The 13,459-nt window shown below is 66.8% G+C and carries 11 protein-coding genes and 1 tRNA gene; 7 read left to right on the top strand and 5 right to left on the bottom strand.

All coding sequences use genetic code 11. The features are described 5' to 3' along the window. The first annotated feature begins 84 nt into the window (after positions 1-84). From gluQRS to IQ458_RS10065, 5 genes are all read left to right on the top strand, one after another. Positions 85-1,008, top strand: coding sequence for a tRNA glutamyl-Q(34) synthetase GluQRS (gene gluQRS / locus IQ458_RS10085; RefSeq protein WP_203322696.1), 924 nt, complete (start codon positions 85-87; stop codon positions 1,006-1,008). A 50-nt stretch (positions 1,009-1,058) separates the two neighbouring features. Further along, a complete protein-coding gene (phbB, locus tag IQ458_RS10080) occupies positions 1,059-1,799 on the top strand; it encodes a beta-ketoacyl-ACP reductase (protein ID WP_192198890.1) in 741 nt (246 codons plus the stop codon). A gap of 165 nt (positions 1,800-1,964) precedes the next feature. After that, complete coding sequence (phaR, locus tag IQ458_RS10075; protein ID WP_141452414.1) at positions 1,965-2,471, top strand: polyhydroxyalkanoate synthesis repressor PhaR; 507 nt, start codon at positions 1,965-1,967, stop codon at positions 2,469-2,471. Positions 2,472-2,547: 76 nt separating this feature from the next. After that, entirely contained in the window at positions 2,548-3,288 is a 741-nt protein-coding gene (gene phbB, locus IQ458_RS10070; protein WP_192198889.1) for an acetoacetyl-CoA reductase, read from the top strand. Positions 3,289-3,341: 53 nt separating this feature from the next. Then, a complete protein-coding gene (locus IQ458_RS10065) occupies positions 3,342-3,512 on the top strand; it encodes a hypothetical protein (protein ID WP_183637378.1) in 171 nt (56 codons plus the stop codon). A gap of 176 nt (positions 3,513-3,688) precedes the next feature. Here IQ458_RS10065 and IQ458_RS10060 read toward each other — a convergent pair whose 3' ends face one another. The 3 genes from IQ458_RS10060 to IQ458_RS10050 are packed head-to-tail and all read right to left on the bottom strand — an operon-like array spanning position 3,689 to position 7,004. Next, a complete protein-coding gene (locus IQ458_RS10060) occupies positions 3,689-4,213 on the bottom strand; it encodes an SRPBCC family protein (RefSeq protein WP_203322695.1) in 525 nt (174 codons plus the stop codon). Further along, the gene (locus IQ458_RS10055) at positions 4,210-5,124 is read right to left on the bottom strand and encodes a M48 family metallopeptidase (RefSeq protein WP_183637384.1); all 915 of its coding nucleotides are present in this window, start codon (positions 5,122-5,124) and stop codon (positions 4,210-4,212) included. Before IQ458_RS10055 ends, IQ458_RS10060 begins: the two co-directional genes overlap by 4 nt. Before the next feature lie 20 nt (positions 5,125-5,144). After that, positions 5,145-7,004, bottom strand: a complete 1,860-nt coding sequence (locus IQ458_RS10050) for a formylglycine-generating enzyme family protein (protein WP_484573277.1) — start codon at positions 7,002-7,004, stop codon at positions 5,145-5,147. A gap of 69 nt (positions 7,005-7,073) precedes the next feature. On the opposite strand from IQ458_RS10050, the gene rnd reads away from it, so the two are divergent. Then, positions 7,074-8,165 carry a ribonuclease D gene (gene rnd / locus IQ458_RS10045; RefSeq protein ID WP_203322694.1) on the top strand — a complete coding sequence of 364 codons (1,092 nt, stop codon included), beginning with the start codon at positions 7,074-7,076 and terminating at the stop codon, positions 8,163-8,165. Positions 8,166-8,290: 125 nt separating this feature from the next. Continuing rightward, a tRNA-Ala gene (locus tag IQ458_RS10040) sits at positions 8,291-8,366 on the top strand. 314 nt (positions 8,367-8,680) lie between these two features. Here IQ458_RS10040 and IQ458_RS10035 read toward each other — a convergent pair. Both IQ458_RS10035 and IQ458_RS10030 read right to left on the bottom strand, forming a co-directional pair. Beyond that, complete coding sequence (locus IQ458_RS10035; RefSeq protein ID WP_203322693.1) at positions 8,681-11,425, bottom strand: TonB-dependent receptor; 2,745 nt, start codon at positions 11,423-11,425, stop codon at positions 8,681-8,683. A 277-nt stretch (positions 11,426-11,702) separates the two neighbouring features. Beyond that, a complete protein-coding gene (locus IQ458_RS10030) occupies positions 11,703-13,319 on the bottom strand; it encodes an alpha-glucosidase family protein (RefSeq protein WP_203322692.1) in 1,617 nt (538 codons plus the stop codon). Positions 13,320-13,459 lie beyond the last annotated feature (140 nt).

The raw sequence follows: 13,459 nt of genomic DNA, 5'->3' as shown, positions 1-13,459 counted from the left end.
ATGTTGAGCGAATCTGCGGCCGTGCGCGGTTGAATTCAAGCACGTTCCTGACCGACGATTCAGCTTTGGAAACGCACCGCACGCATGTCCGCACGCCCTGAATCCGCGCGCCCCTACCGGGGCCGCTTCGCGCCCTCGCCCACCGGCCCGCTGCACTTTGGCTCCCTGCTGGCCGCGCTGGGCAGTTGGCTGCTGGCACGCCATGCCGGCGGCGAATGGTGGGTGCGGGTTGAGGATCTGGATCCGCCTCGCGAAGTCACCGGTGCCGCCGATCTCCAATTGGCCACGCTGGCCGCATTCGGCCTGGTCTCCGACGGCCCGGTGGTGCGGCAGAGCGAACGCGGCGTCCTGTACCAGGCCGCGCTGGACGAACTGCTGGAGCGGGGCCAGGCATTCTTCTGCCATTGCAGCCGCAGCGAGCTGGCCGCAGCCGGCGGCATCCACCATCGCTGCGTAGCGGCCGAAGCGCGCGCGCATCCGGCTGTCCGGCTGCGGGTCGGAACCGGCACCGTGATCGGGTTCGAGGACGGTCTGCAAGGCCACTTCGAACAGGATGTCCATGCCGAAGCCGGCGACGTGGTGCTGCGCCGGGCCGACGGTTACTGGGCCTATCAACTGGCGGTGGTGGTGGACGATGCCGCCCAGGGCTTCACCGACATCGTGCGCGGCGCCGATCTGCTGGATTCCACGCCCCGGCAGATCCATCTGCAGCGTGCCCTGGGCTTGCCGACGCCACGCTACCTGCACCTGCCGCTGGTCGTGGACGGGGAAGGCCAGAAGCTGTCCAAATCGATGGCCGCGCTGCCGATCGACGCCACCGATCCCCTGCCCGCGCTGCGCGTCGCCTGGGCCGCGCTCGGACAGCCGGCGGATCGCCTGCCGGCCAGTGGCGGGGTGACCGGACTGCTGCGGACGGCGGCCGATGAGTTCGTTCCGGAACGCCTTCCCCGCCAGGCGCGCATCCCATTCGCTGCGCCGCACAACGCGCCTGACGCGCACGCTGTCTAGAATCCGGAGCAACCGCCTTTTGCGGGCGGTCCCCACAGGAGAAGCCCCACATGAGTTCTCGCGTCGCGCTGGTCACCGGCGGCACCGGCGGCATCGGAACCGCCATCTGCAAGAAGTTGGCCGGCATGGGCCATCGCGTAGCCACCAATTACCGCAACGAGGAAAAGGCCAAGGCCTGGCAGCAGCAGATGAAGGCCGACGGCTACGATGTCGCGCTGTTCCCCGGCGACGTCACTTCCGCCGAGGAAGCCGAATCCCTCGTGCGCAAGGTCGAGGCCGAACTCGGCCCGGTGGAAATCCTGATCAACAACGCCGGCATCACCCGCGACACCACCTTCCACCGCATGAGTTCACTGCAGTGGAACGAGGTCATCAACACCAACCTCAATTCGGTGTTCAACATGACCCGCCCGGTGATCGAGGGCATGCGCGATCGCAAGTGGGGCCGGATCATCCAGATCAGTTCCATCAACGGCCTCAAGGGCCAGTACGGACAGGCCAACTACGCCGCCGCCAAGGCCGGCATGCACGGCTTCACCATTTCGCTGGCCCGCGAGAACGCCAAGCTCGGCATCACCGTCAACACGGTGTCGCCGGGCTACGTCGCCACCGACATGGTGATGGCGGTGCCGGAGGAAGTGCGCGCCAAGATCGCCGCGGACATCCCGACCGGCCGCCTGGGCAACCCGGACGAGATCGCCTATGCGGTGGCGTTCCTGGTCGCCGACGAGGCCGGCTGGATCACCGGTTCCAACCTGGACATCAACGGCGGCCACCACATGGGTTGGTGACCGGTTCCGGCGCCCGCCACGATCCAAAAATGCTGCGGGTCCGGCCCGCAGCATTTTTTTTGCCCGGCGTTGTTCCTGAACAGGGCACCCCTGACCTGCGGCCTGTTGCAAGGGCTGCTGCGCTGCGTCATGCTGCCCGGCACTGCGTTTTAGAGTGATTGCTTCATGGCTGCGATCCGCATCATCAAGAAGTACCCGAACCGCCGTCTCTACGACACCGAGATTTCCAGTTACATCACCATCGAGGACGTCCGCCAGCTGATCGTCGATGGCGAGGACTTCGAGGTCCGCGACGCCAAGAGCGGCGAGGACCTGACCCGCACCGTCCTGCTGCAGATCATCAGCGAGCAGGAACAGGATGGCGAACCGGTGCTGTCCACCCAGCTGCTGAGCCAGATCATCCGCTTCTACGGCGATTCGCTGCAGGGCTTCATGGGCAACTACCTGGAGCGCAGCATGCAGATCTTCATGGAGCAGCAGCAGCAGTTCCGCAGCCAGATGGGCAACCTGCTGGGACAGACGCCCTGGACCATGATGAACCAGCTGACCGAGCGCAACCTGGAGCTGTGGCAGGAATTCCAGCGCAACCTCAGCGGCGGCGGCCTGGGCCGTCCGGCCACCGCCAAGCCGAAGGAAGCCCCGCGCGAGACGCCGAAGACCCGCGCCCGCTGAATCCCGTTTCCGTGAACGAGCCCGCGCCCCGTGGCGCGGGCTTTTTCATGCCATCCGATTTCCGAGGATCCCCTCCATGAGCAAACGCGTCGCGGTCGTCACCGGCGGCATCGGCGGTCTGGGCACCGCCATCTGCAAGCAATTGGCCGGCGCCGGCCATACCGTCATCGCCGCCGACCTGCCCGCCGACGATGCGCGCCGGGCATCCTTCGCCGACGCCACCACCGGGCTGGACGTCCATTTCATGCCGTTGGACGTCAGCGACTTTTCCGCCTGCGGCGCGTTCGTGCGCGATGTGCAGGACGCGCACGGCGGGCTGGACATCCTGGTCAACAACGCCGGCATCACCCGCGACTCCACCCTGCGCAAGATGGACGAGTCGCAATGGGAAGCGGTCATCGACGTCAACCTGGGCAGCGTGTTCAACCTCTCGCGCCACGCCATCGACGGCATGCAGGCGCGCGGCTTCGGCCGGGTCATCAACATCAGTTCGGTCAGTGGCCAGACCGGCAACTTCGGCCAGACCAACTACGCCGCCGCCAAGGCCGGTCTGCACGGCTTCACCATGTCGCTGGCGCGCGAAGTCGCGGCCAAGGGCATCACCGTCAACAGCGTGTCGCCCGGCTACATCGAAACGCCGATGACCCGCGCGATGCCGGAGGACGTGCGGTCGCGCACCATCGCCTCGGTCCCGGTCGGCCGGATCGGTGCGCCGGAGGACATCGCCCGCGCCGTGGCGTTCCTGGCCGACGATGCGTCCGGCTACATCACCGGCGCCAACCTGCCGGTCAACGGCGGCCTCTTCATGAGCTTCTGAGCCGCGGCTATGCTGCGCATTCCATTGCACGATCGCACAACCAAGGAAACCGGATGAAACTCACTCCTCCCACTTTCGGCGTCTGGCTCATCGCACTGCTGCTCGGCAGCGGCGGCATCGCCGCGCGTTTCGGCTACATCCCGGTGCTGGCGCCGCATGCGTTCTGGCTGGTGGTGGCGGGATTCGGGTTGCTGGTGGCGGCGACGGTTTTCAGCAAGCTCTGAGGTAGAGCGGAGCTCGCTCCGCTGCCTTGGTTTTGGTTTCTCATGCGTCATCGGTATCGGACGCTGAAGCACAAGCTGTCGAAGGCTGGAAACGAAGGCAGACAACGTTGCAACATCCCACAAAAGCAGCGGAGCAAGCTCCGCTCTACGCGCGGTTCCGATTCCTCGGCGAGCGTTTACCCGCCCTTGCGCAGGTACTCCGCCAATCCAGCCAGTTGCTGCGCCTGCACCCGGTCCACCACCGGGGCCAGGGTGCGCAGGTCGTCCGGCGTGTAACCGCCGGCGCGATACCACAGCGTGATACGGGTGCCGCCGTTCTCCTCGGCCAGGCGCCATTCCATCGCCCCCGACAATCCCATTCCCTGCAGCGGTCCAAGACCGCCGGTCAGGCGCAGGAGCTTGCCTGGCTCGGCGAACACCACCGTCATGTGCCGGGCCTGGCGCAGGCCGTCGATTTCGCAGAAGCAGCCGCCGGCGCGCGGCTCCAGGCTCAGGCGTGAGGCGTCACCCCACCAGGTGTGATCCTTCGGCCACCACTGCCCGATCTCGGCCAATCCCTTCCATGCCGCTTCCGGCGTCACCGGCACCCATTGGCTGTTCTCGACGGTGAAGCCGTTGGCGGCCTGGTCCTTGACCGCCGCCTGCGCCGACACCGCCAGTCCGCCGGCCAGCAGCATCGCCGCCCACCGGCGCGCGATCATTGCGCCGCCGCCTCTTTGCAGTACCGGTTGCGGTATTCCATCGCCTTGGGCATCAGCGCGGTCAGGTTCTGGATGCGGGTGCCGGGGTTGGGATGGGTGGAGGAGAACTCGGGCGGCGCCTGCCCACCGCTGGCCTCGCTCATGCGCTCCCACAGCGGCACCGCTTCCTGCGGATTGAAGCAGGCCGCGGCGGCGAGCATCAGCCCGACTTCGTCGGCCTGGGTTTCATGCGTGCGCGCGTAAGGCAACAGGTAGCCGTAGCCCATCGCCGCCATCACCATCTGCTGCTGTTGCGGATCCATGCCGCTCATCGCGCCGGCCATCTGGCCGATCTGGGTCAGTTTCTGCTGGGACATGCGCTGGGCGCCATGACGCAACAGGGCATGCGCGATCTCGTGGCCCATCACCACCGCCACCGCATCGGCATTCTTGGCGACCGGGATCAGCCCGGTGTAGACGGCCATCTTGCCGCCGGGCAGGCAGAACGCATTGGCCTGGTCTGACTGGATGACGTTGACATCCCAGTCGAAGGTGCGCCAGTTGCCACTGGCCTGGGTGCCCCGCTCCTGGGCGATGGCCGCTTCGACTTCGGGGATCTTTTCGATCAGGCGCTGCGCGATGGCGCGCACCTGCTGGGCAATCTGCGAATCGGGATCGACCGGGCGTTCCTGCGAGAGGATTTCCTGGTAGGCCTGCAGGCCCAGCGCCTTTTCCTCCTCCACGCTGATCGAGCTGTCGATCAGCACCTTCTCGCCGGTGTAGGGGTCCACGACGCGGTTGGAGAACCAGTAGAACGCGGCATAGCCCGCGAACCCCAGCAGGATCAGCCAGCGCACGTTGCCGAACAGGCCGCGCCGCCGGGGCGCGCCACCCTGTTCGTACTGTCCCTGCCCGAACGGATCGTTCCTCATCGCCTTCTCCCAGTTGCCGGCTAGATGCCACGCACCACGCGGAAGCCCACCCGCGCATTAGTCATATCCGAATCCGAGGAGGAACGCCATGCCGCCCGTGCCTGCACCGGCGCGCTGGCCCAGGAGCCGCCCCGCACCACCCGCGAACGGCAACCGGGATTGAACCAGGCGGCGCCGTCGGCCGGCGCCCGCCGGTAGCTGGCGTGCCAGCAATCGGCCACCCACTCGCTGGTGTTGCCGCCCATGTCGTGCAGCCCCCAGGCATTGGGCCGGAAGCTGCCCACCGGCGCCGGTCCCCAGTAACCGTCGCCGTAACCGACGAAGGCGTTGTTCCAATGGCGGCCGCTGGGCGAGGCGTCGTTGCCGCCGGTCAGGTTCTCCACCTTGGCCGGTGGCACCCCGTTGCCCCAGGGGTAGCGGCCCTGCACGCCCGCGCGCAGGGCGTATTCGAACTCCGCCTCGCTGGGCAGGCGATAGCCATGCCCGGTCTGGCGGGTCAACCAGTCGGCGTAGGCCTCGGCGTCGTAGACGCTGACATGCAGCACCGGCATGTCCTCGCGCGCCGGCGCCCCGCTATGGTCGGATTGCCAGTCCACGCCGCTGCGGCGGACGAAGTTGCCGCTCCGCTCGTCGTAGACGATGGAATGCCCGCGCCGGGTCGCGCGCGGGCGATAGCTGGTCGCCTGCACGAAGCGACGGAATTCGCCGACGGTCACCGCATTGCGCGCCATCGCGAAACCGCGGTCGAAGCGGACATAGTGGGCCGGTTTTTCCGCATCGGCGGAGCCCAGTTCGTTGTCGTCCGCGCCCATGCGGAACGCACCGTGCGGCACGATCACCATTTCCGGCCCGCGGCCGCCGTTGCCGAGCGCGTCGGTGAAGGCCTGGCCGGGACGGAAGAGCCCGTAGTGGGTAGCCAGTTCGATCCGCTGGCGGAAATCGGCCGCGACCGGATCGCCAGGCGGTGCGATGCGCAGCACTTCCGCGAGCTTTTCGCGCGCGGCCTTCAGGCCCAGCGGCGACTGCAGATCCTGCACGCCCGATTCGCGCAGCCCGGCGATGCGCACCGTGCGGATCGCTTCGACCCGCTGGCGCGCGTCAGCGACCGTCACGGACTCGTCGCCGCCGCGAACCTTGCCCGCATGCGCCAGCCAGTTGCGCGCGCCGTCGAAATCGCCGGCCAGCGCCGCATCCTCGGCGCGCCGGATCAGCGCGCTCTCCACCGCCGCCACGCCCTGCAGCGCACGTGCCTGGCCCGGTTTCCACTTCAGCACTTCGCGAAAGCCCGCCAGCGCGCCGCCGCCCTGCTCGCCCAACCGCCCGCCGTTGAGCGCGCGCTCGCTGGCCAGGTTGAGACGGGTCAACTGTTCGACTTCATCCACCCGCGACAGGTAGGCCAGCACGGCCTCGTCGTCCGGATCGATGGCACGCGCAACGGCGGCGATCTGGGCCGCCTCGCGCGCGTCCTCGTCGCGGTCTTCGGCGGTTTTCAGCACCCGTTCGCCGCGTTCGAGCAGGCGATCCAGGGCCTGGTCCAGACCCTTGCGGGCCACGGCGTCTTCCGGGTCGAGCCGGCGGATGGCCAGGTAGAGCGGAATCGCATCGTCGGGACCGGCATACAGGCGTCCTTCTTCCAGCGCCCGCGCCGCGCGCCTGCGCGCGTCGGCGACGCCCTCCTGCGCCAGCAGGACCACCGGAGGCTGCCAGTTGAGGGCGGCGTTGACGCTGTCGTCACCGGTGACGGTAATCCGGGGCATGCGCACATCGGCCGCATCGCCGCGTGCATTGCGCGACGCCGCGGGCTCGCGCGAGCAACCGCACAGCACCAGACCGGTCAGCACCAGCAGGCCAAACGCGCGCAAACCGCCCTCCACACTCACCGAAATCCGTCCCGCGACGGTAGGCTATTGTCTCCCGACTCGGCAACCAATGCATTCAGCGGAGATTTCGTGCCCCATTGGATTCAAACCCCGGACGCCCTCGCCGCGTTCTTCGCCACGCCCCCGGCCCGCATCGGCCTGGACACGGAGTTCGTCCGCGAGCGCACCTTCTGGCCCCAGCTGGCGCTGGTCCAGATGGCCGTGGGCGAGGAAATCCTGCTGATCGATCCGCTGCAACCCGGCATGCCGCAGGCGCTGGCGACGATCCTCGGCGATACCCGCATTCTCAAGGTCATGCACAGCGCCAGCGAGGACCTGGTCGCCCTGGGCTACACCTGCGGCGCCGTGCCGCAACCGCTGTTCGACACCCAGATCGCCGCCGCCCTGGCCGGCGTCGCCGCCGGCATCGGCTACCAGAAGCTGGTCGAACAGATCACCGGCGTCGCCCTGGCCAAGGGTGAAACGCGATCGGACTGGCTACGCCGTCCGCTCAGCGAATCGCAACTCAAGTACGCCGCCGACGACGTGCATTACCTGTTCGCGCTGCACGACGACCTCGCCGCCCGGCTGCATGAAAGCGGACGCAGCGAATGGCTGGTCGAGGACAGCCGGCGCCTGCTGGAAAACGCGACCCAGGAAGAAGGCGATCGCTGGCCGCACCTGGCCATGCGCAGCGCGCAGTTCCTGGATGCGCCCGCCCAGCATCGCCTGCTGCGGTTGCTGCGCTGGCGCGATGCCGCCGCCCGTCGCAGCGACAAGCCACGCAGTTGGATTCTGGACAATGAAATGGCGGTGGCGCTGGCACGCACGCCGCCGGCCGATCGCGCCGCGCTGGGTCGCTGGCTGGACGCCCAGCCCAAGGCGCCACGCAAGCTGGCCGACGCACTCTGGGAGGGCTTGTCCACTCCGCTGGCGGACGAGGCCGAAGCACCGCTGGCCCGCGCCGCCACCGATCGCGACAAGGCCGCGCTGCGCAAGCTGCAGGACGCGGTGGCCCGCCGCAGCGCGGAACTGGGCCTGCCCGACGGCGTGCTGGCCTCGCGTCGCTATCTGGAAGTCCTGCTGGAATCCGGAGAATGGCCCGGCGCCCTGTCCGGCTGGCGCCGGGCCGAGCTGGAACCGCTGCTTGAGCGCGACGAAGCCGCCACCACGGCCGGATGAGGCACCCGACGCGGCGCGGTTCCACAGCCTGATGCGGCTGCAGGCGGCAATCGCCCGCGACTTGGGCTGAATCCCCTCCCGGTTGGCAACCGGAGCGCGAGGCGCTAGACTTGTCTCACCCTCGTGGGGGGGTAGCTCAGCTGGGAGAGCGCGTCGTTCGCAATGACGAGGTCGTGGGTTCGATCCCCATCCTCTCCACCAAAATATCGGAAGGGCCAGGCGCGAGCCTGGCCCTTTCTTTTTGCGCCCTTCGTTCGCGCGTCGGTGTTCGCGCCTGCCGCTTGCCAACCTGCCGCTCACGACGCGGCCGTTCCGCTTGTCCACAACCGGTGTGGATGAAATCTGCACAAAGATGTGGATAACCCGCGCGCGCCCAGTCCCCGCAAGGCTGTCAAGGTGGTTGGCGAAAATTTGACCACACCTGTCCCAATGAAACCGGATCGTTTCGGCACCGCACAAAAAAGAAACTGCCGGCTTGCGCCGGCAGTCTCCGTTTCCCTCGATGCGCGCCGGCATCAGAACCGGTAGTTCACACCGAACAGGTAGGTGCGGCCCCACTCGATGTATTCCAGCGGCCGGTCCTTGCTGCCGGCGTAGGTCTGGTACGGCGAGTTGGTCAGGTTGCTGACCTGGAACAGGATGCTCAGGCCGGACAGCGCGCTGCCGTCACCGAAGTTGTAGGCGATCTGCGCGTCGGTGATGTCCTCGCCCACCACGTAGCGCAGCGAGCGGTCACCATCGAAGTTGCCGATTTCGCCGATGAAGTCGGAACGGCGACGCTGGCTGACCCGCGCCTCGAAACCATTGCGCTCGTAGTACGCGGTCAGGTTGTACACCCGCTTGGACAGGCCCGGCAGCATGATGTTCTGGCTGCCCACGCTGCTCTGCGCGTTCGGCGGCGGCGGGATGGTGATGTCGCTGTCGTTGAAGCCGGCGCTGGCGATGATGCCGAAGCCCTGCAGCGCGTCGCTGAACAGATCCAGCGGCAGCGAGGCGGTCAGTTCCAGGCCCTTCAGGGTGCCGCCCGTGCCGTTGTACGGCGCGGTGAACGGACCGGTGGTCTGGGTCGGCGGCTCGTTCGGGCCGGGCACGTAGTCCACCAGGAAATCGGTGAAGTCGTAGCCGTAGCGCTTCTCGGTGAAGATGTAAGTGCGCAGATCCTTGTAGAAGAACGCAGCCGAAACATACGCCTTGGTGCCGAAGTACTTCTCGTAGGACAGATCGAACGCGTAGGCGCGCCACGGATCCAGGTTCGGATTGCCGCCGCTCGCGCCCGGTTCGCCGGTGGCGGTGTTGACGCCGAACTCCAGCGAGGAACGCAGCTCGTCCACGCGCGGACGCGCCACCTGCTTGGCCAGGCCCACGCGCAGGGTCTGCTCGTTCGGGAAGGAAAACGCCAGGTTCAGGCTGGGCAGCACGTCGGTATAGCTCTTGCCGCCATCCAGCGGCTGGATGTTGCTGCCGGCCGGCTGGGTGCTGTCCCAGTAGCGCGCCTGCGAGGCCTGGTCGACGTGCTGGACCTGCACGCCGATATTGCCGCGCACCGGCACCCCACCCCATTCGGTATCGATGTTGGCGCGGACGAACGCGGTGGAGATTTCCTCGTCCACGTCCCACGCCTTTGGAATCAGGTAGGACAGGTTGTCGACCGGGTTGAACACCATGTAGCGCGCGACCGCGGCCGGCACGTTCCAGGACGGGATGTAGCCGACGCCGGCGAAGTTCAGATCCACCAGGCCGTACTGTAGATCCGAACCGATCGCGGTGACGCCCTGCGCACCGAGGTTGATGTTGCCTTCGGGCTGGCGCTTGAACTTGTGGCGATCGGCGTAGTTCACGCCCACGTCGAGATCGGAGAACCAGCCCCAGGATTCGGGCAGCGGCAGCGATGCCGCCAGCTTGATGGCCTTCAGTTCATCCTCGACCTTCGGGGTCTTGCCGTAGCCGGAGCCATAGATGGTGTTGGTCAGGAACAGCGTTTCGGGATTGGAATAATCCAGGCCCGGGTTGAGCTGGGAGAAGTTGTTCTGGCGATAGGCCAGCGCGATCGAATCCAGTTGCGGTGCCGGCAGCAACTGGGTGTTGTTCTCGAGATTGATCTCGTCGCGCTTGGTCTTGGAATAGCTGATATCCGCGACCAGGCGAACCTGCCCCACGTTGAATTCGTTGTTCCAGCCGAACGCGTTGATCTCGTCCTCGCGGTAGTTGTACATGCCGCGGACCAGCGGGTACACGTTGTTGGCGGTGCCACCGGTGAAGGTATTGTTGCCGTTGATGACCGGGTTAGTGACGTTCAACCGCCCGTAGCCGCCGTTGTAATCGCCGATATGCACTTCGAACTGGTTCGCCGTGTTGACCTGTTCGGCCTCGGAGTGGAACAGGTCCAGCGTGCTGGTCCAGGCATTGGACGGGCGGAACTGCAGGGTCGCCATCACGCCATCGCGCTTGGTCTCGCCGGTACGGCGCAGCGCCTTGATGCCGTCCGAATAGAACGTGCCGGCCGGCACGCCCGGACGCCAGTTGTCTCCAATCGCCTGCCACGGCTCGTACAGGCCGACCTGGTTTTCCTGGATCGGGGTCTTGGAGTGCGAATAGCCAATCGCGAAACCGAAGCGACGATCCTTGGACTGGGTGATGTAGCTGGCGTTGATGCGTTCGCCGTAGGCCGACGCGTCCGCCGCCTTGCCCAGCGAGTTGCGCTGGCCACGGAAACCGATCGCACCGACCGGCTCGTCGAAACTCAGCGGGCGCACGGTCTGCATGTCCAGCGTCCCGGACAGGCCCTGCCCGACCAGCCCCGCGTCGGGTGTCTTGTAGACGGTGACGCCGCTCATCAACTCGGACGGATACTGGTCGAACTCGACGCTGCGGTTGTCGCCGGTGCTGACCATCTCGCGACCGTTGAGCAGCGTGGTGGAGAAGTCGGGCGACAGGCCGCGCACGCTGATCACCTGGGCACGGCCGGCGACACGCTGCGCGGCCAGACCGGGCAGGCGCGCCAGCGACTCGGCGATGCTGATGTCGGGCAGCTTGCCGATGTCCTCGGCGGAGATCGCCTCGACGATCGAGGTGGAATCGCGCTTGACCGAGATCGCTTCCTCGATGCCGCGGCGGATGCCGGTGACGGTGACCGTATCGAGCTCGGTGGCCTCGGCTTGCGGATCCTGGCCGGTGGTGGTCTGGGCCTGTACGCCGGTCGCGGCCAGTGCGATGGCGGAAGCCAGCGCCGCGCTCAGCAGATTGCGCTTGTGTTGCAACATGTTCCCCTCTCCAAGGACGTTGTATGCGATGAACCGGATGCGTCGCGGGCGATCGTCCGGGTCTGGCGCGCCGACGCGGTGATCGCACCGGAACGTGCGGCAATGGTAGTGGCCGGAAAGCCCGCACAAATCGGCCTGCATACGTATTCATCGCGTTTTCCGACGCGTGTAACCGGGGTTCCATGGGATGGCGCGGGAACGACGCATGCGTGCGCGAACGCCGCTCACCTGAATGAGCGGCGCCGTGGATCTCGCGGGGAAATCGGATTTGTCCTTGTCAGTCGATGCGCGCGTAGAACACGCCGCGCGCGGGCAGCGTGATCCGGCCCTGCGCCAGCTGGCCCGGGGTCACGCCCGGTCCATCGATGGGCCGCACCGCAAGACCATCCGGCAAGGACCAGTGCACGGGCTGCGCGGACAGATTGAACACCGCCAGCAGCGACTGTTTTTCGCCGTCGCGACGGAAAGCGAGCACCGGTTCCGGTGCATCCAGGAAGGTGATGGAACCGGCCGTCAACGCCGGTTGCCCGCGGCGCCACGCCAGGAAGGCGCGCACCCGGTTGAGCACGGATGACGGATCGGCTTCCTGCGCGGCGACACTGATCGCGCGATGCCCGGCGGGAATCGGCAACCACGGCCGGCCGTCGCTGAAACCGGCGCTTTCCTGCGTGGTCCAGGGCATCGGCGTGCGGCAGCCATCGCGCCCCTTGAAATTCGGCCAGAAGGTCTTGCCGTAGGGGTCCTGGAGATCCGCATAGGGCACATCGGCTTCCGGCAGTCCAAGTTCCTCGCCCTGGTACAGGCACACCGAACCGCGCAGCGAACACACCAGCGCCACCAGTTGGGCCGCCAGTCCGGGCGAGGCATCGCCCTGCCCCCAGCGCGTCACCGCCCGCTGCACGTCGTGGTTGGACACCGCCCAGCAGGGCCAGCCCTCGGTCATCGCCGCTTCCAGCCGCTCGACCGTTCCGCGGATGTAGCCGGCACTGTGGTCGTCGGTCAACAGTTCGAAGCTGTAGCCCATGTGGAGCCTGTGCTTGCTGACGTACTCGGCGGTTGTCGCCAGCGAATCCTCCGACGAAATCTCGCCCAGCGCGGCCACGTCCGGATAGCGATCCATCAGCGCGCGCAGTTCCTCCAGGAACGCGACGTTCTCCGGCTGGGTATTGTTGTAGTAGTGATACTGGTAAGCGTAGGGATTGTCGGCGCTGAAACCACGCCCCACCCGCTTCTCCTTGGGCTTGGGTGGGTTGTCGCGCAGTTGGCGGTCGTGGAAGCAGAAATTGATCGCATCCAGGCGCAGGCCGTCCACGCCCTTGTCCAGCCAGAACTTCACGTTGTCCAGGGTCGCGGCGCGCACGTCGGGATTGTGGAAATTCAGATCCGGCTGCGCGGCCAGGAAGTTGTGCAGGTAGTACTGCTCGCGGCGCGGTTCCCAGCGCCAGGCCACGCCGCCGAACAGCGACATCCAGTTGTTGGGGGCGGTGCCGTCTTCCTTCGGGTCGGCCCAGACATACCAGTCGGCCTTGGGATTGTCGCGACTCTCGCGGCTTTCCTTGAACCAGGCGTGCTCGGCCGAGCAGTGGCTCAGCACCTGGTCGATCATCACCTTGATGCCGAGCGAGTGCGCCTTGTCCAGCAGGCGATCGAAGTCGGCCAGCGTGCCGAACAGCGGATCCACGTCGCGATAATCTGCGATGTCGTAGCCGAAATCGGCCATCGGCGACTTGAAGAACGGCGAAATCCAGATCGCGTCCACGCCCAGCCGGGCGATGTAGTCCAACCGATCGACGATGCCGGGCAGATCGCCCACGCCGTCGCCATCGGTGTCCAGGAAGCTGCGTGGATAGATCTGGTAGATCACCGCGCCACGCCACCAATGCTTGTTGTCCATCGCTTCCCCGGAACTCGTGGTTTCGGCGTGCCGGCCGGTCACGCAACGGGCGCCACTATTCCACGTCCGCGCATTGGCGTTGCGCCGGCACGCGCCGGGACCGGCATGAATACGTATGCATGGATGCACCGCGGCGGACC

Source organism: Pseudoxanthomonas beigongshangi (genome assembly GCF_016820515.1).
Classification (GTDB): domain Bacteria; phylum Pseudomonadota; class Gammaproteobacteria; order Xanthomonadales; family Xanthomonadaceae; genus Pseudoxanthomonas_A; species Pseudoxanthomonas_A beigongshangi.
Note: the sequence above shows the minus strand (reverse complement) of the source record. Positions and strands in the feature narration are given on the sequence as shown.